Source organism: Alteromonas sp. V450 (assembly GCF_001885075.1).
Classification (GTDB): domain Bacteria; phylum Pseudomonadota; class Gammaproteobacteria; order Enterobacterales; family Alteromonadaceae; genus Alteromonas.
This window is the reverse complement of sequence record NZ_MODU01000004.1, coordinates 3837817-3855559: the sequence shown is the minus strand read 5'-3', so window position 1 is coordinate 3855559 and position 17743 is coordinate 3837817. Positions and strand designations below refer to the sequence as shown.

Below are 17743 nucleotides of genomic sequence, written 5' to 3'. Positions count from 1 at the left end.
TGATTTATGACGCATAACCTTTCTGCCATTACTTTTTTTGTAGACGACTACGATAGCGCAATTGAATACTTCACCACGGTTTTAAACTTTACGCTAACCGAAGACAAAGTAACCGGCGAAAACTCGCGTTTTGTTCTAGTAACCCCACCACACAGTGCTACTAGCTTGTTGTTGGCGCAAGCAAAAAATGACACAGAAATGGCACTCATTGGCAGCCAAGCCGCCGATAAAGTATTTTTAATTTTAAATACCGATGACTTTTGGCGCGATTTTGACGCCATGCAAAGTAAGGGCGTACTGTTTTTGGAAACTCCGCGCGAAGAAATATACGGCACGGTCGCCATCTTTAAAGATAAGTTTGGCAATAAATGGGATTTGATCCAAACTACCTAGTTGCACTTTATAATAAGTTCGCGTTGCCGCACAGGCCAGTCTTGCTTCAAAGAGTAAAGCGAAAAATTTAAAGAAGGAGAGGTAAACACGTGCAGGCCATGAAACGTTCCATTATTGCTGATGTTGTTGCAATAGCGGCGATAGCACTGTTAATCACCATTACATTTTATTGGATAGAGGCAAGGCGCGAAGTCATCATTCTTTGCGATAATTTTACGCCGGGTGTTTCAAAGAAAAGTGTTGAACGTCAACTTGATACTGCCAATTTATTGCTATGGGATACTGAGTTCGTGGCAAATGGCAGCAAAATCGAAGCATATAGCCCTCTACATTTAGGCATTATGAAATGCAGCGTAGAATTCAATAAACAAGATATCGTGGTGTTTTCTATTGTCGAGTAAATCTGCATTGTGAGAAACGCTGCCCATGGCACTTGGCCTGAACCAGCTTGGTGCAACGTTTACATTGACGCAACACCCTATTCACCGCTGCGCTAAAAGTCGTAAAGGCAGACTTACCCTCTTCCATTTAGTACGCCAACTTAACTTTTTATCTCGCTGTATCCTAATGTGCTGTAAACGTATAATTACGCTGTGTCTTCTTAACGCAAATTGATTTTCATGCAAACAACAAAACACAGTGTCATCGAGGACGTTTTTGCCCTGATAAGCGCCGGCTTGTTTGTTGCTTTTGGCGTATACTTATTTCAGTCTCAAGATTTAATGGTTGGGGGAGCAGCAGGTTTAGCGCTACTGGGAACCTATGCTTTTGACTTGGATTTCGGCTTATTATTCTTCCTGATTAATTTACCGTTTTACACCCTAGCTTGGACGCAAATTAGCAAGCGTTTCACCATTAACACCTTTATATCCGTTACCACGGTTTCTATACTCACCGAGCAAATTCCAGCGTTTGTGGATATTAGCCACGTAAACCCGTTTTTTGCAGCGGTATTTGGCGGTATTTTAATTGGTGTAGGTATGCTAATGATGTTTCGTCATAGCTCAAGCCTTGGCGGTGTTGGCATTATGGCATTCTACTTACAACAGCGTTTCAATATTAGAGCCGGTACGTTCCAGTTAACTGTAGATAGCTGTATATTGCTTAGTGCGCTGTTTTTTATAGCCTGGCCTTTAGTGCTAATTTCAATTCTAGCGGCATTTTGTTTGAACATGGTTATTTCGCTTAACCATAGACCAGAGCGCTACTTCCCTGTGCAAGGCGAATCTGCATTAAAAGAGGCAGATGCTGAGCCAAACAACACTGATGGGAATCACAGGGAAAGCCGCACCGACAGCAGTCTAGAACAGTGCCTAGACAGCGAGCTTCGCGCACAAAACGGCTAAGTTGGTGAACGGGGTGTTTAACACCGTGCCATGAAGGGTATCAGTATGAAATAAAAAGCCCGGCTAGGTACAACCTAACCGGGCTTTCTTGTATCTTTTATTTGTATTACTAGACGCCTACTACAAACCTATTGCTTCTTCTGAACAGGTCTTGACGGTCGACTTACTACTCCACGATTTACTCTTGGACGAGAAAACGAAGTACGCATACAAACCTCACTTATGAGTTGTTGCTCAGCACAGTTGGAGGCGAAACATTCACCGCAATCCCGCAACCAAGCTCTCACAGTATAGGCCCAAAATGGGGGGAAAAGTCTCATTTTTTTAATGAATAGTAGGTCATTAAAACTTATATAGACGCGTGAGATTGGTACCACTTTGAAAACTAGAGATATTTAACAATACGCGGTACGCGTTGAGAAACGCGTGTCATTAATTCGTAGTCAATAGTGTCGGCATTGGCTGCAACTTCCTGAATCGACACATTCTGCCCCCATAACTCAACTTCGTCACCCACTGCGACATTCTCGATATGGCTTACATCGATAGTGATCATGTCCATAGACACGCGGCCAGCCAAATAAGCACGCTTACCTCTGATCATTACCGGTGTACCGTTTTTGCAGTGCCTCGGATAACCATCGGCATAGCCAATGCCTACGGTTGCAATTTTGCTAGGCTTATCTGCTACCCAGGTTTGACCATAACCAATTCCCTCGCCTGCTGGTATGCTTCGTACCGCTAATACGCTGGAACGAAGTGTCATGGCAGGGTAGATTTCAACATCGATATTTTGAGAGGTAGAAACGGCACCGCCGTAAACCCCCACACCTAAACGGTTCCAAGCGTTTCGACTTACGGGCCAGTTTACCGTGGCGGGAGAATTAGCCACGCTGGTTGGCAAGCCCAATTTACTCGCTACTTGATTAAACGCATCGATTTGCGTGTTGGTAAAGTTATTATCTACATCGTCAGCGCACGCAAAGTGCGTAGCAATAACCGTTTGCTCGCTAAGTAAATGATTGTACTTAGCAGCAATCCCTTCGATATCGGAAAGGGCAAAACCCAATCGGTGCATGCCGCTATCCACTTTTAGCCAAATGTGCGGGCGCTGCTGTTCGGGGCAGCTTTCTAACCACGTAAGCTGTTCTTCGCAGTGCATAACTAATATACAGTTATGCTGAAACGCCATTTGGCATTCTTTTGCCTGATGTGCCCCTTCTAACACCACAATAGGCGCAGTAATTCCCGCGTCGCGAAGCGCAATGGCTTCTTCAATTATGGCTACGGCAAAACGCGAAGAAACATGCTGAAGAATGCGCGCTACATTTACTGCTCCATGACCATAAGCATCGGCCTTTACTACCGCCATAGACTCGCTTGAGGGCGCTAAAGCAGCAAGGGCTTTAAAGTTATGTAAAAGGGCGTCAGCATGAATGATAGCTTGCGTTTGTCGGCTCACAGAAAAACACGTTCCTTAAATGTTTAATGAGAAAGAATATCGAAAGTCAAAGTGTACCACGAGAAGCGTATTAGCTGCGCAGGATTAATAATGAAAAACGTACCATCTAACGCAAGGTTTCTTATGGCATAAAATACCGTTATGCTTTGCGCTAGCTCATTATCACAATTTCGTTGCCCCAAGGTTTTCAATGTCTTCGCACAATCCTTCTACTTCAGAATCATCCACAAGCGCCAGTATTAAAAATAACGTCACTACTGACAATCAAGCGGCAGGAAATAAACCCACCGTTAACGAATTAGCCCAGTCACTGAATAAAATTGTGTCAGAAGGCAGAAACCCAGACACCCTTGATATAGACACGCTAAGCACCGAAGGCATTCTTACCCGCATTAACAACGAAGACGCAAAAGTGGCTAACGCAGTTACCTCGCAAATTCCGCAAATAGCGAAAGCGGTAGATGGCGCAACCATTAGCATTAAAAATGGCGGCAGGCTTATTTATATAGGCGCGGGGACTAGCGGCAGGCTGGGCATACTTGATGCGGTAGAGTGCCGCCCTACGTTTAGTGTGCCTGATGAACTGGTTATTGGTGTAATAGCTGGCGGTGAAAAAGCCATTCAGCACGCCGTAGAAGGTGCAGAAGATGACGTCGACGCGGGGCGTGCTGATCTTGAAGCGCTGTCTTTAAACCACAACGATACCGTTATTGGTATTTCAGCAAGCGGGCGCACGCCCTATGTAAGTGGCGCACTGGAATATGCCAGTTCGCTTGGCTGTTTTACCGCCGCTATTGCATGTAGCCCTAACGCCGCTATTTTTACCCATGCGGATGTAGCTATATGCCCAGTTGTTGGGCCTGAGGCACTTACTGGCAGTACGCGCATGAAGTCGGGTACGGCGCAAAAACTAATTCTTAATATGATTAGCACCAGCGCAATGATTAAACTGGGGAAGACCTATCAAAACTTAATGGTAGATGTGAATGCCACCAACGAAAAACTAAAAGCCCGTGCGCTTCGCATTGTTATGCAGGCTACAGACTGCAGTGAGAAAGCCGCTTTAGCAGCGCTTGGCGCGTGTAATAACAAAGCTAAAGTTGCTATTTTAATGGTATTAACAGGGCAAACTGCCGAACAGGCTGCCGCTCAGTTAGATGCTAACGGTGGGTATTTACGTGCCGCTGCAAATAAAAGCGAATAACCACGGTAAACTAATGCTATGAAGGTTTTAACTTCGGTCAAAGTGAACAAGGTTTTTAGATGCCTAACGACGAGCGCATTCATTGCACTACTCTCTCTAGCTCTAATTAGCTTATCGCTTAACGGCTGTGCACAGCAAAGCTTGTCTTCACATGTATATACAAGTGATACGGATGGCAAAGCGAAGCAGCCTACACTAGGGACTAAGCAGCCCGTATCAAGCACCAAACAGATTACTGTAGGCGCTGAACGCTATACGAAATACTTGCCCTTGCTAGCAGGAAAACGAGTTAGTTTAGTGGTAAACCAAAGCGCGTTGGTTTCGAGCCACAGCGCATTGCCTTCTAGCACGGTTGAGCCTGAAAAATACGAATCAAGCAACAGGCCTAAAGCGCGGTTAGCTAAGATAAAGACAAGCCAGCGCAATCAACATCTGCTTGATGCCCTACTTCAACGCAGTGTTAACGTTGTAAGTATCATGTCGCCGGAGCACGGATTTAGAGGAGACAAAGGCGCCGGCGAAAAGGTTGATAGCAATATTGATGCTAAAACCGGTATACCTATTTACTCCCTTTACGGCGCAACCAAAAAGCCTACCCCCGACATGTTGGAAGGCATCGATGTGATTGTTTTCGATATTCAGGATGTAGGCGTACGCTTTTACACCTACTTAAGCACCTTGCACTATGTGTTGGAAGCGGCCTTTGCGCACGATATCGACGTTATCGTGTTGGATAGGCCAAACCCTAACGGTAGTTATGTTGACGGGCCAGTACTGCAAGCTGAATTTTCGTCGTTCATTGGCATGCATCCTATTCCCGTTTTACACGGTATGACTTTAGGCGAACTTGCTCAAATGATTGTGGGGGAACAGTGGTTAGATATTGACGCAAGCAATTATAACAACGCTAAGCTTACCGTTGTCCCAGTGCAGAACTATCAGCGCACTGCACATTATTCATTGCCCGTAGCGCCTAGCCCTAACCTCCCAAACGATTTATCTATACGCTTATACCCAACGCTGTGTTTTTTTGAGGGCACCGACGTGAGTATAGGTCGCGGTACTGACTCTCCTTTCCAGCTTATTGGTCACCCTTTTGTTGAGTTCGGTAAAACCGCAATACCGGTAAAAGCTAATAGTGCAGCGCTCCACCCTAAACATGAAGGCTCTCTGCTAAGTGCACATGTCTTTTCTTATGCTGATCCTACGATCTTGGAAGGCTCTGACTCTAAGCAAACAACTCACAAGCGCTCACCAATTAGTGGCTTAGATATCGCTACATTGATAGATGCCTATTCTCGTTTCTCTGAATATAACGAAGGGGTCAACGCTAGTGGTGGCTCTGAGGAAACCTTCTTTACTCGCCCTGACTTTTTTGACAAATTGGCAGGGACTGATACGCTGCGAGCTCAAATTCAGACTGGCAAAACGCCTGCAGAAATTCGCCAAAGCTGGCAGAAAGATTTAGAGAAATTTAGAGAAAAACGAAAGGCATATTTGCTTTATGAAGACGCGGATTGATGTACAGATAAACGCCTTTAGCCTTGAGGATTTAAGGTGTTTTACTGAGGTAAATGTGGAGGAAGCGTTAGCGGTCCAAACTTACTAGATAACATGTAAGTAAACACTCACACCCACACAAGCCCAAATGCAATGTAAGCCAAAAAAGTTAGTGAAAACTAACCTTCTTCATTTTTTGTTTTTACCAAAGCGGCGAGCTGAGCTTCAGCGGTAGCTTTTTGATGTTTAAGCTCGTCTCTGTTTTCATCACCACTCTCTGCAATTTTTGCATCAATATCGGCAATCGTCTGCATCAGCATTTCTTTACTTTTTTCTTTTTGCTCGGCCTCTTCGGCTTTATCAAAAATAACGTCTTCAGGCGATGCTTCTTCTTGTTTAGTGTAACCAGGCGATTTAGCTATCATCTTCAAACCGTCGGGTTGGGGGCGTTGATTCATAAAGCTAGGAGAAACAATTTCAATATCGGCATTATGCAAAGCGTCGAGTACGGCTTTGTGAAGCCGTGAACGCGCACTCAGCAAGCTTTTAACTTCGGTGAGGAGACCTGAAATACGATAGCTTACTGAAAAATCGCCTAGCCCCACCACTTGTACAAATGGCTCTGACAGCTGGGCATTATCAGCAGCAACAAGTAAATGCTTTTCAATAATGCTGTGATGAATATCGTAGCCTAAGCTGATATCCACACTAACAATTGCGCCAGACGCTCGGGTTACAGATACGGGTGAGTTAACCATTAGCGTATTGGCAAAGGCAATCAGCTCTCTGCTCTCGGTTTGAAGTTCAACATCAAGCAAGCCCATTTCGGTAACACGACCGCTGTAGCCTTCTACCTTGATAAAGTCACCCACTTTAAACGGGCGGTTTACTCGAAGTACGATCCCGGCCATCAAATTCCCCACCATGGTGGTAGAAGAAAAGGCAATCACGCCTGATATAAGTACACCAATAAGCGCGATAACTTGGTTTCTTGTGCTTTCACTTACCGGTAGAGTCATCGCTATTACAACCGCTCCAATGATAGTAAGTACCAACATTCCTACTTGACGCGGTAATTTCTGCTCACTGGTAAGATGGCTCTGCTTAGCTAGCAGAAGGTAGTGCAATGCGATGAGCGTGCCTATTACCATTACAATTGCGATAAGAAGTGGCGCAAATGGAAGTAGCAAGTTTAACACTGCATCAACTAATGAGGCTTGCGTAGCGCCTGATGTGTTTGTTGTATTCACGATAACTCCTTTTAAAATGGCTTTTTGCTTGACTCTTAGTTCGCACTTAAATGGGTAAAATCTTTGGTTTCGGCCTCTGCTTTCTTGTGGCCACCTATTTCAACAAAACGGGTGAACGCCCCTCAGCAACCGTGTTGCCAAGTAACACATTAACTAACGCATCAAGACCATAACTGGTAACCCGCTGATTTTCTCTCTTACTCTGCGATGGAATATTCACTGCATAACTAAATGTAGCTATAGCTACATCAGCTAGCTCTTTCACGTCCTGCGCTTTATATGGCATTCGCAGTGGTGCAAAGACCACGGTTTTATGCTGTGCTTTCGCCGCAGCCATTATCTTTTTACTGAATGCCATCACATCAGTTTCGTTTGCGCGTTGCTTTACATGTTCAGGTAAATCAAGTCCACCTAGCTCATAGTTCGCATGAAGTGGACTAATGTTTCCAACCACCAGCACATCAGCTTGTTTTAGTAAGTTCATTGCTAATTGAGCTTTCGGCAATGCAGTTAACGGCAAGCAAGCAAATTCCAAAGGCTCGTTGGTGGTTTTAGTGTTAGCACCAGCTAGCGCAGCTTCAAATGCTAAGCACCTAGCGGCATCTGGCATAAGCGCAAACCAGCGACTTGACGTTATCGGCAGTTTTTCCTTTCCGAATAGTAATGAAATTGACGCTCTAGAAAGGGCTTTTTCAATTTGCTCCCCTCTGTTATTCAAACTGTTGGGGTTACTTATTAACGCATTTTCTTTTGCTTCATCAAGCCACCAAGTAATGGGTTTAGAAGCAAACTCCTGTAGCGCAAAGCGTTGTTTTGCCTTAACAATACGGTTATGAGACGCTCTCAAGAAAGCGCTTTCTGACATTCGATTTGCTGCATTATCCAAAAGTGACGCGAACTTTTTTATGTCGTCTTTGGTTCTTATGGTAAAGGGCATAAGCGCGATGTCAGCGCCTGCGCTAAATGCACTGACTAACGCTTCTTCATGGGAGAAAAACTGAGTAATACCAGCCATGTCTAACGCGTCGGTAACGATAAGGCCTTGGTACCCCAATTGGTTGCGAAGCAAATTACTTAATATCTTCTTCGACAAAGTAGCAGGAACAATTTGCGACTTACCATGCTTATCAATAATGGTGGTGTCGTCTAGAGACGGGTACTGAATGTGTGCACTCATTACCATTGCTGGAGGCGTTGCACTATTAATAATATTCGCAAAAGGAAGGATGTCGCCCGCCATAGCTTGCGCTTTGCTATGCTTTACTCGCGGCAGGCCACTGTGGCTGTCTACATGAGTATCACCATGACCTGGAAAATGTTTGATAGCACTCATTACGCCTGTACTTTGCATAGCACTGACAAATGTCTGCCCGAGTGCGGCTACCTGCTCTGGGTTTTCCGAAAAGCTTCTAATGTTTATAACTGGGTTCTTTGGCTCGCTATTCACATCAACCGACGGCGCAAAGTTGGTGTTTATCCCCAGCGGTAAAAGCGTTTGCCCAATATGCGCTGCCACACTTTGCGCAAATGCGCTGCCCCGTTGATGAAAGGTAGCACCAATAGCCATATTACCCGCAAAGGGCGTAAGCATATCTGAAGGCAACCTTGCTACCCTTCCCCCTTCTTGATCGACCGCAATAAACAAAGGCTGCCGATCGGCTTTTACCATATGCTGCTGCATGGTGTAGTTAAGCCTAATTAACTGCTCGGTATTTTGAATATTCTCTGAAAACAAAATAACACCGCCGATGTTGTGCGTACTGAGCACATTTAAAAGCGACGGTGGAATTACGGTCATAGGCGTACGGCAGCGCGATGACGGCGTATTGTCTTCACAAAAGTAGCGAAAATCCAAAATAATCTTCTGCCCGAGCATGTCTTTTACAGCGTGAATAGTTTCAGCACTAGCACTGGGCTTAATGTTATCCGAAGGCTTTTCATTTGCAGGTTGTGCAATTGCGCCTGCCGTGAACAAAGAGGTACTTATTAAGATAAAAATACCTGGAAAAATGAGGTTTAGAGCCATTAAAGAAGCGCGCTTTTTATAAATAATATGCTGAAAGAACAATGTTTATCTAATCCTTGGTAACACGAAGCACAATACGGTACGCTATCACAAATTAAAGCGGTGTGTTTGCCAATATGAAATACAATTACACGTCTTTTTATGTGTAATTTTAGCGTTCCTGTTTCGCAAATAGACATGCCTGCAATGCAAGTAAAAGCCTAGTTACAAAACCGAAGGTTTACAGGCCCTAGGCACCTATAAATTTTAAGTTGGAAATAAGTATGGATTGGATGTCAGTCATCCCCCCTCTTGTGGCTATTGCCGTCGTTTTTTGGAAAAAAGAAGTTATCCTCGCTTTGGCACTGGCGGTGCTCTGCGCGGAGGCCTTAATTTTGGTCAATGCTGATATCGCTACAACCTATATGGCGCCCATAAATGCTATAGAACGCGTGGTTGATACCGCTGCAAGCCCAGGCAATACAAGAGTACTTATTTTCTCCGTGCTTGTAGGCGCGTTGCTCGCATTTATACGTGACTCTGGCGGAGTAACGGCAACGGTCAACTTTTTTGTAAACAAAGGGGTAGCGAAAAGCCGCAAACAAGTTGGCGGCTTGACCATGTTTACTGGTATCGCGGTATTCATAGAATCAAACTTAAGTGTGCTCACTGCCGGCATATTCGCCAGAGGTCTGTTTGACCGTTTCGGCATGAGTCGCGCGCGCTTAGCCTACATCATCGACTCCACCAGCGCGCCCGTTTGTATTTTGATTTTATTGAACGGCTGGGGGGCATTTATACTCAGCCTGCTCGATGCCTACGAGCTACCAGCTTCGTCGGCCTCAATTTTATGGGGCAGCGTCTTTTTTAACTTTTACGCGATCTTCACCTTACTCATTGTGGCCTATACTATTTCTGCCGACAAAGTGCACGGCCCCATGGCTGAAGAAGAAAAAGCGCTCACGCATGTAGAGGTTAACCAAACTACTGAACCTGCCACCAAGGCTCGTTTCATGTTAGTACCGCTAATAATAATGGTACTAAGCATGATTGGCTTTATGTTCTGGACGGGTAATGGCGTATTGTCTGAAGGCAGCGGCAGCAAGTCTGTACTTTATGCTACGGCTTTAGCCACTGCCATTGCCTATGGTCTGCTCTTGATCCACAAACGTTTTACCCACAAGGAAGCGGTAGAAATTGGTTTTAAAGGGATGGGTGAACTTCTTCCTCTGGTCACCATAGTGTTATTGTCTTTGACGTTAGGCAATAGCCTTAAGGAGCTTGGAACAGGTGTTTTTGTCGCAGGCATAGTGGGAGAGTACCTTCCTTTAGTACTGATTGTTCCCATGTTGTTTATTGCAGGCGCAATCATGTCTTTTACCACAGGCACGTCATGGGGGACATTCGCCATTCTTATCCCCATAGGGGTACCGCTGATCCAAAGTTTAGGGTTACCCCCTTCACTGGTTATTGGCGCTATTTTAGGTGGCGGTATATTTGGCGATCACTGTTCGCCCATTTCCGACACGACTGCCGTATCTTCATTAGCAGCGGGTACTGACGTATTAACCCACGTTAAAACCCAGTTTCCCTATGCATTATTTGCAGGTGCACTTACGCTTATTGCCTATTTCGTAGCAAGCTTGGTCATGCTTGGCTAAACGCCTGGTTTATAACTTGATTGAAGCTTATTGATAGTCAGTTGCTGGTCGCAAAGAAAAAGCAACGCTGTAGCAAGGAGTTTTAAAATGAAAAAACGGACAGCTAACGTCGGCTTTATCACATTAATCGTAGCATTTATCTCAGTGGTGGCAGCATGCTCCAATGCGCCAACTCCACCTGTTGATAGTGCTAGCAACAATACAGTAGGGCTTAGCCAACAGGCCGTTGCCATGCCTGACAGCTACAGTGCAGATGCCGCAATGCAGGTGCTTCAAGAAGGCGGCAACGCTATTGATGCTGCCATTACGGCCCAATTTGTGTTGGCCGTGACACTGCCAGAGGCGGGCAACGTAGGCGGTGGTGGCTTTATGACAATAAAGTTCGAAGATAGCACCGACTTTCTTGATTACCGCGAAATGGCACCTGAAAATGCGCATCGGGATATGTATCTTGACGAGCAAGGTAACGTAAAGCCATATGAGTCATTGTTTGGCGCTAAAGCGTCTGGCATTCCCGGTACCGTTGCCGGCATGTGGGCCGCGCACAAAAAATACGGCACATTGGATTGGGAGCGTCTACTCGCACCAGCGGTTGATTTGGCCGAGCAAGGTTTTGTGGTTCACGAGAAGCTGGCTAATAACATTAGACGCTATATTGAACGTACCAAAAAAGCAGGTATCAATAACAACTTTAGCGAGTATTTTGCACACGCCAAAGCAGGCACTACCTTCAAACAGCCAGAGCTAGCGAAAACGCTTAAAGCTATTCAGCAACAGGGAAAGGATGGCTTTTATAAAGGCGATGTAGCAAAGCATATTGTTGATTTTATGCAGCAAAACGGCGGCCTTATTACCTATGAAGATTTGCAAGCTTACAAAGCCGTGTGGCGCAAACCGCTACACCTAAACTGGCAAGGTTATGAGCTGGTGACCGCACCTCCTCCAAGCTCTGGTGGTGTTGCCGTTGCCCAGTGGATTGGCATGCTAGAAGCCTATGACGAAACGCACGACCTGCCAGCGCAAAACAGCACCGAATATATTCATGTTATGTCTGAAATAGGCAAGCGCGTGTTTGCCGATCGCGCTGAATACATGGGCGATCCTGACTTTGTTAGTGTTCCGGTAAAAGCGCTTACTGACGCTAACTATATTACTCAACGCGCAGCAGATATTCAGCCTACCAGCATTTCTGATACCCCAAGCGTTAAGCCTGGTTTAAAAGAAAGCGAAGATACTACACACTTCTCCATTATGGACAGATGGGGTAACGCGGTTGCCAATACAACGACCATCAACCTTACGTTTGGTAGCGGTGTTGTTGTGACTGGTGCTGGCTTTTTGTTGAATGATGAAATGGACGACTTTAGTGCCAAGCCTGGCGTGCCTAACTTCTTTGGCGCAGTGGGTGGTGAAGCGAATGCTATTGAACCTTACAAGCGCATGCTGTCTTCTATGACACCAACGCTGGTCACTAAAGACGACCAAGTGGTTCTGGTAACAGGCTCTCCTGGCGGCACTACCATTATTTCGTCGGTCACACAGTCGCTATTGAATGCACTGCTTTACGATATGAGCGCTGAAGAAGCCGTGAACGCACCACGTTTTCATCACCAGCTATTGCCCAAAGACACTATTCGTATGCACGACGGCTTTACAGAGGCAACGGTAAATGAGCTGAAAGCAATGGGCTATATCATAGATAACCGTCGCTTTGGTGATGTGCATTTAATTAAGCGCACTAAAGAGGGTGTAGAAGCCGCATCTGAAAAAAGCGGCCGGGGTAAAAGCCTAGTACAACCGTATTAGTACAGGGCTGTTAGCTGAGCACGATTAGTAGCTCTATAGAGGCTCAGCGTTACTAGTCCAGCCTTGAACAAGGTAAAAGCTGAAAACTACAGCAACACCGTGGCGTCGATAGGCACGTACTTAGACGCCACTTTTTGAATACTTTCAGCCGTTAATGCAGGAACGCCGTACACCGTTACGGTTTTCCCTCTTGCTTTAAGGGCGTCTACAAGAATATCGAAATCGCCGTCGCCCGACACCAAAATGATCTCATCAACATCGTCGGCGTGTTCAAGTGCATCTACCGTTATACCTACATCCCAGTCGCCTTTCGCCGAGCCGTCAGCGCGCTGAATAAAAGGCTTTAACTTTACTTCAAACCCAATAGCACGAAGAATGTTTTGAAATTCACGTTGCTTGCTGTCCCCCCTGTCTATGGCGTAGGCAAAAGCCTGTACTATGTCTAAGTTGTAGGTAAGCTCACGCCAGAACTGGTTGTAATTAAAGTTACGTTTGTACGCCTGACGGCAGGTGTAATACACGTTTTGTACGTCTACCAGCACTAATGCTTTATTCAAAACTACCCTCTTCTTCGGTTTACTCGGTTATTGTTTTCTGATGTTATAGCCTTTTGATAATAAAACCAAAAAACCTGATGATGAAATTTATGCGCAAGGCGCACAACTACCTAGGCTTAATACTGTTCATTCAAATTGGTCTATGGTTCTTAAGTGGTCTGGTTATGGCGTGGTTACCTATCGATGAAGTAAGAGGGAACCATTTAAGGAACAGGGTAACCACATCATGGCACAGCGCTTCCGTTACTCCTTCTGATATTTTGCGCCACCACAGCAGCGCTGCCGTACTTTCACTCACCCATCGCATAAATGAAGTAGGCCATGCTATCCCACACACGCTTGATGCTATTCCTGTTTATCATGTCGTGGATGACAACATTGCCTATCGCTACAGCGCATTAACAGGTGAAGCTTTGCAAACCATGCCAGAGATCGCTATTCGTGAAGCAGCAAAAGGGCAATACGCAGGCACTGGCGATATTGATGAGGCCAAGCTATTAAGCGTGTTACCTCAAGAGGTGCAGAACCTGTCTGCGCCATTATGGCAGGTAAATTTCGATGACGACCTTAATTCGCGGTTTTATATCGACCCAAACACAGGCAGCGTTGTGCGCGTGCGTACCGACACATGGCGGCTGTTCGATTTCATGTGGATGCTGCACATAATGGATTATAAAGATAGGAGTAACTTTAACACGCCGTGGTTAATTGCGTTTTCGGGCAGCGCCTTTTTATTCACCCTTACCGGTGTTGCGCTTTTATATAAGCGCTTCAAACCGAAAAAGAAGAGGCGCTAGCCTAGTATCAGGCAGCGCTTTGATATACAGCAAAGAGCAACGGCCCCCATTATTATGAAGCGAAAAGCTGAGAAATATCGGCGAACGCTTTGAACTCTAACGCGTTGCCGAAAGGGTCTTTGAAAAACATGGTGGCTTGTTCACCCGGCTTACCTTTAAAACGAATATAAGGTGCGATAACAAACTCGGTATCGGCAGCCTTTAGTTTACTTGCCAGTGCTTGCCAATCGTCCATGGTTAGCACAACGCCAAAGTGCGGCACCGGCACAGCATGGTCGTCTACCCCGTTATAGGCAGGCGGCGACGGCATAGCCTCTACACAATGGGTCACTAATTGATGGCCGAAGAAGTTCCAATCTATCCACTGGGTATCACTGCGGCCCTTTTCACAACCCAACAACTTACCGTAGAACGCTTCTGCGTCGATTAAATTAGTGACCGGAATGGCAAGATGAAAAGGTTGAACCATGAAAACTCCTGTTATAAAAACTTCTTAAGCAACGACAGCTTAAACTTAGAAAACGGCGCATAACGAAAGAACACGTCAAGGGCGAATGAACGTTTCATTACCGTTTTAATATGGCTGAATGTATCAAAACCTGCTTGGCCATGATAGCTACCCATGCCGCTACTTCCTACGCCACCAAACGGCAACTCAGGGTTAGTCATAAACAGCATAGTGTCGTTAGTACACACACTGCCTGAACTGGTTTTGCTGATAATATTATCAAGCACATCGTCCTTATCACTAAATGCATAAAGTGCGAGTGGCTTAGGCCTGCTGTTCACAAACTTAATACCCGCCTCCATATTGTCGACAGTGATAATAGGTAGAATAGGGCCGAAAATCTCTTCTTTCATTAGCGGGCTATCTAGCGATGGCTCCAGTACAAGGGTGGGCGCCATTGCGGGACGAGATTCATCTAGCTCGCCGCCATACACCACGTTGACATTTTCGAGGTAACTTTCAAGGCGCTTTAAGTGTCGATGATTAACGATATTACCGTAGTCTCGTGACGATAAGGGCACTTTGCCGTATTGCTTTTTCAGCTCTTTCTTAACTGCACCAATAAGCTTTTGCTCAAAGCCTTTTTCTACAATGACATAGTCTGGCGCAATACAAGTTTGGCCTGCATTCATCCATTTACCCCACACTAAACGGCGCGCGGTGACAGCAAGGTTTGTGTTTTTATCAACAAAGCAAGGACTCTTACCGCCAAGCTCAAGGGTTACTGGCGTTAGATGTTTGGCCGCGGCGCTCATGACAATTTTGCCTACCACTTCACCACCGGTATAAAAAATATGGTCCCATTTGCAAGCAAGTAGCGCCGTGGCTTCATCTTTACCGCCTTCTATTACGGCAACGCATGAAGTATCCATATATTGGGGAATAAGCTTAGCCACCAGCGACGAGGTTTCTTCAGCCAGTTCAGAGGGCTTCAATACCGCACAGTTGCCCGCTGCTATAGCGGCGATATAGGGGGCAAGCAATAACTGGAGCGGATAATTCCACGCTCCGATAATAAGCACAGTGCCAAGCGGCTCGGGCTTGCGAAAGCTTTTGCCCGGCCATGCCACCATGGGCGTAGATACTTTGCGCGGCTTTGCCCATTTATCCAAATGCTTGAGCGTATGCTTGATATCAGATAGCAGAAACCCTTGTTCGGCCACCATGGCTTCGGTCTTACATTTGCCCAAGTCATTTTTAAGGGCCTGTAAAATGTCGTGCTGGTTATCTTTCAATAAGGTTTCTAGCGCCTTTAACTGGCTTTTGCGCCATTCCAGGGACTGGGTTTTCCCTGAATCGAAACTGTCGTTAAGTTTGTGAACAACGTCAACGAAACACACGCCTGTTTCCACTGCGTGAAGAGAAGGTCTATTTGGCATAAAAAGGCTCCGAAAGCATAACACCCACTACAACTATTCTATGGATCGTCTTAAACATGTTGTGGGGCAAAGCAGCACAATAATTAACTGATACTATCTTATATTAATAGGGATGTTCGAAGACAACGCAACTAAATTGTTAATTAATGTTTAATGCGATTGCGTTTTAGGCCCTAAACGTAGGACTTATAGGAATAAAATGCAGGTGCTAAAAAATGACGCGTGATAAAGGCAAGTGAAAAAGAGGTAAAGTTTGTGTGCAACAAAAAAAGCCCAGTAAACACTGGGCTTTCAAACGTATTTAATATGTAACTATTACGCGTCGTATGGGCTGCGCAAAACGATAGTTTCGTTTCTGTCAGGGCCTGTTGAAACGATGTCAACTGGCACACCCGTTAGCTCTTCAAGACGCTTAATGTAGTTTTTCGCTGCTTGTGGAAGCGCTTCAAACTCAGTTACACCAAAGGTGTTGTCTGTCCAACCCGGCATTTCTTCATATACTGGCGTCACTTTTTCGTAACCGTCAGCCGCCATAGGAGGAACGTCTTTCACGTTACCGTCTGCATCTTTGTAGCCTACACAAATTTGAAGGCTTTCAAGACCGTCTAGTACGTCAAGCTTAGTTAAGCAGAAGCCTGTAATAGAGTTGATTTGTACTGCGCGTTTCATTGCAACCGCATCGAACCAACCTGTACGGCGCTTACGACCGGTGGTTGCGCCAAACTCGTGACCTTTAACACCTAAGTGTTGGCCTACTTCACATTCTAGTTCAGTAGGGAAAGGACCTGAGCCTACACGCGTAGTGTATGCTTTAACAATACCCAGTACGTAATCTAGCTTAAGTGGGCCAAAGCCAGCACCCGTTGCTACACCACCAACGGTAGTGTTTGACGACGTCACATAAGGATAAGTACCGTGATCGATGTCAAGAAGAGTACCTTGTGCGCCTTCAAACATAATAGGCAAGCCAGCATTGTGTGCTTTGTCTAGTTCGTCAGTTACATCAACAACCATTGCTTTTAGAATATCAGCAACTTCCATTGCACCTTTTAAGGTTTCATCAAAGTCTACTGCTTCTTCGCCATAGTATTGTGTAAGCGTGAAGTTATGCACGTCTAACACTTCTTTCAGCTTTGCTGCGAAGTCTTCAGCATTAAATAAATCGCCAACGCGTAATCCACGACGGGCTACTTTATCTTCGTACGCTGGACCGATACCACGACCGGTTGTACCAATTGCTTTTGCGCCACGGGCTTTTTCGCGCGCTACGTCTAGTGCAATGTGATAAGGAAGAATAAGCGGACAAGCTTCACTAATCTTTAATCGCTCGCGCACTGGAACACCACGCTCTTCAAGCATAGTCATTTCTTTCATTAGTGCGTCTGGGCTAAGCACAACACCGTTACCAATAATACAGGTAACATTATCGCGTAGGATGCCTGATGGGATTAAGTGAAGTACGGTTTTTTCACCGTCGATTACTAGAGTGTGACCTGCATTGTGCCCGCCTTGGTAGCGAACAACATATTTTGCGCGATCAGTGAGTAGGTCTACGACCTTGCCTTTACCCTCGTCACCCCATTGAGTGCCGAGTACCACAACGTTCTTTGCCATGAATCATATGTGTAAGAAAATTAGGCGGGGATTCTACAAAATTCTAGGGCAAGGATCATCTCTTTTTCGAACAAAAATACGACTATTTTATTTTTATTTTTGAAATCACAAAGATGCCCCACTGCCGCTCGAGCCTTTTTGAAATAAGGCTTGGCTTTGTACTTTTCGAAACGTACTTTCTAAGACGCTAATTTTTAAAGCTTTCTAAACATTACCTGGAATAAAAGCTGAACAGACGGTCTACCCCAGTCTGCACTGCGC

15 protein-coding genes are annotated in these 17743 nt (G+C 45.5%); 8 read left to right on the top strand and 7 right to left on the bottom strand.

The genetic code is table 11. The features are described from left to right. Positions 1-6: 6 nt before the first annotated feature. The 3 genes from BK026_RS16950 to BK026_RS16940 all read left to right on the top strand — a co-directional run bounded on the left by BK026_RS16950 (position 7) and on the right by BK026_RS16940 (position 1739). Positions 7-393, top strand: coding sequence for a VOC family protein (locus BK026_RS16950; protein WP_071816888.1), 387 nt, complete (start codon positions 7-9; stop codon positions 391-393). A gap of 89 nt (positions 394-482) precedes the next feature. Next, positions 483-794: a hypothetical protein gene (locus tag BK026_RS16945; RefSeq protein WP_071816887.1), complete on the top strand. Its 312-nt coding sequence runs from the start codon at positions 483-485 to the stop codon at positions 792-794. A gap of 219 nt (positions 795-1013) precedes the next feature. Further along, complete coding sequence (locus tag BK026_RS16940) at positions 1014-1739, top strand: YitT family protein (protein WP_071816886.1); 726 nt, start codon at positions 1014-1016, stop codon at positions 1737-1739. Positions 1740-2124: 385 nt separating this feature from the next. Here the strand turns inward: BK026_RS16940 and alr are convergent, their stop codons facing one another. Continuing rightward, positions 2125-3201 (bottom strand): alanine racemase, encoded by a 1077-nt coding sequence (gene alr, locus BK026_RS16935; RefSeq protein WP_071816885.1) that lies wholly within the window; start codon positions 3199-3201, stop codon positions 2125-2127. 190 nt (positions 3202-3391) lie between these two features. On the opposite strand from alr, the gene murQ reads away from it, so the two are divergent. Both murQ and BK026_RS16925 read left to right on the top strand, forming a co-directional pair. Then, on the top strand, positions 3392-4405 hold the full coding sequence (murQ, locus tag BK026_RS16930) for an N-acetylmuramic acid 6-phosphate etherase (protein WP_083575111.1): 1014 nt from the start codon (positions 3392-3394) through the stop codon (positions 4403-4405). A gap of 18 nt (positions 4406-4423) precedes the next feature. After that, positions 4424-5926, top strand: coding sequence for an exo-beta-N-acetylmuramidase NamZ domain-containing protein (locus tag BK026_RS16925; RefSeq protein WP_071816884.1), 1503 nt, complete (start codon positions 4424-4426; stop codon positions 5924-5926). 158 nt (positions 5927-6084) lie between these two features. On the opposite strand, the gene BK026_RS16920 is transcribed toward BK026_RS16925, so the two are convergent. Then, complete coding sequence (locus BK026_RS16920) at positions 6085-7155, bottom strand: mechanosensitive ion channel family protein (RefSeq protein ID WP_071816883.1); 1071 nt, start codon at positions 7153-7155, stop codon at positions 6085-6087. Between the two features lie 94 nt (positions 7156-7249). Beyond that, entirely contained in the window at positions 7250-9181 is a 1932-nt protein-coding gene (locus tag BK026_RS16915; RefSeq protein WP_256253877.1) for a glycoside hydrolase family 3 N-terminal domain-containing protein, read from the bottom strand. A gap of 263 nt (positions 9182-9444) precedes the next feature. Between BK026_RS16915 and BK026_RS16910 the strand changes: the two genes are divergently transcribed. After that, positions 9445-10821 (top strand): Na+/H+ antiporter NhaC family protein, encoded by a 1377-nt coding sequence (locus BK026_RS16910; RefSeq protein ID WP_071816882.1) that lies wholly within the window; start codon positions 9445-9447, stop codon positions 10819-10821. A gap of 87 nt (positions 10822-10908) precedes the next feature. Continuing rightward, positions 10909-12627 carry a gamma-glutamyltransferase gene (gene ggt, locus BK026_RS16905; protein ID WP_071816881.1) on the top strand — a complete coding sequence of 573 codons (1719 nt, stop codon included), beginning with the start codon at positions 10909-10911 and terminating at the stop codon, positions 12625-12627. Between the two features lie 86 nt (positions 12628-12713). On the opposite strand, the gene BK026_RS16900 is transcribed toward ggt, so the two are convergent. Next, a complete protein-coding gene (locus BK026_RS16900) occupies positions 12714-13184 on the bottom strand; it encodes an NYN domain-containing protein (RefSeq protein WP_071816880.1) in 471 nt (156 codons plus the stop codon). Positions 13185-13273: 89 nt separating this feature from the next. Here BK026_RS16900 and BK026_RS16895 point away from each other — a divergent pair, with 89 nt between their 5' ends. Continuing rightward, entirely contained in the window at positions 13274-13981 is a 708-nt protein-coding gene (locus BK026_RS16895; RefSeq protein WP_256253876.1) for a PepSY domain-containing protein, read from the top strand. A 52-nt stretch (positions 13982-14033) separates the two neighbouring features. Here the strand turns inward: BK026_RS16895 and BK026_RS16890 are convergent, their stop codons facing one another. The 3 genes from BK026_RS16890 to BK026_RS16880 form a co-directional block, all read right to left on the bottom strand. Then, positions 14034-14450 (bottom strand): VOC family protein, encoded by a 417-nt coding sequence (locus tag BK026_RS16890; protein ID WP_039219344.1) that lies wholly within the window; start codon positions 14448-14450, stop codon positions 14034-14036. Positions 14451-14461: 11 nt separating this feature from the next. Continuing rightward, positions 14462-15868, bottom strand: a complete 1407-nt coding sequence (locus BK026_RS16885; RefSeq protein WP_071816878.1) for an aldehyde dehydrogenase family protein — start codon at positions 15866-15868, stop codon at positions 14462-14464. A 315-nt stretch (positions 15869-16183) separates the two neighbouring features. Continuing rightward, positions 16184-17482, bottom strand: coding sequence for an adenylosuccinate synthase (locus BK026_RS16880; protein WP_014948109.1), 1299 nt, complete (start codon positions 17480-17482; stop codon positions 16184-16186). Positions 17483-17743: the final 261 nt, after the last annotated feature.

Excerpts from the sequence above, each read along its gene's own strand:
- BK026_RS16950 (WP_071816888.1), top strand. The coding sequence starts at position 7 with ATGACGCATAACCTTTCTGCCATTACTTTTTTTGTAGACGACTACGAT.
- BK026_RS16940 (WP_071816886.1), top strand. The coding sequence starts at position 1,014 with ATGCAAACAACAAAACACAGTGTCATCGAGGACGTTTTTGCCCTGATA.
- murQ (WP_083575111.1), top strand. The coding sequence starts at position 3,392 with ATGTCTTCGCACAATCCTTCTACTTCAGAATCATCCACAAGCGCCAGT.
- BK026_RS16925 (WP_071816884.1), top strand. The coding sequence starts at position 4,424 with ATGAAGGTTTTAACTTCGGTCAAAGTGAACAAGGTTTTTAGATGCCTA.
- BK026_RS16915 (WP_256253877.1), bottom strand. The coding sequence starts at position 9,181 with ATGGCTCTAAACCTCATTTTTCCAGGTATTTTTATCTTAATAAGTACC.
- BK026_RS16910 (WP_071816882.1), top strand. The coding sequence starts at position 9,445 with ATGGATTGGATGTCAGTCATCCCCCCTCTTGTGGCTATTGCCGTCGTT.
- ggt (WP_071816881.1), top strand. The coding sequence starts at position 10,909 with ATGAAAAAACGGACAGCTAACGTCGGCTTTATCACATTAATCGTAGCA.
- BK026_RS16895 (WP_256253876.1), top strand. The coding sequence starts at position 13,274 with ATGCGCAAGGCGCACAACTACCTAGGCTTAATACTGTTCATTCAAATT.
- BK026_RS16890 (WP_039219344.1), bottom strand. The coding sequence starts at position 14,450 with ATGGTTCAACCTTTTCATCTTGCCATTCCGGTCACTAATTTAATCGAC.
- BK026_RS16885 (WP_071816878.1), bottom strand. The coding sequence starts at position 15,868 with ATGCCAAATAGACCTTCTCTTCACGCAGTGGAAACAGGCGTGTGTTTC.
- BK026_RS16880 (WP_014948109.1), bottom strand. The coding sequence starts at position 17,482 with ATGGCAAAGAACGTTGTGGTACTCGGCACTCAATGGGGTGACGAGGGT.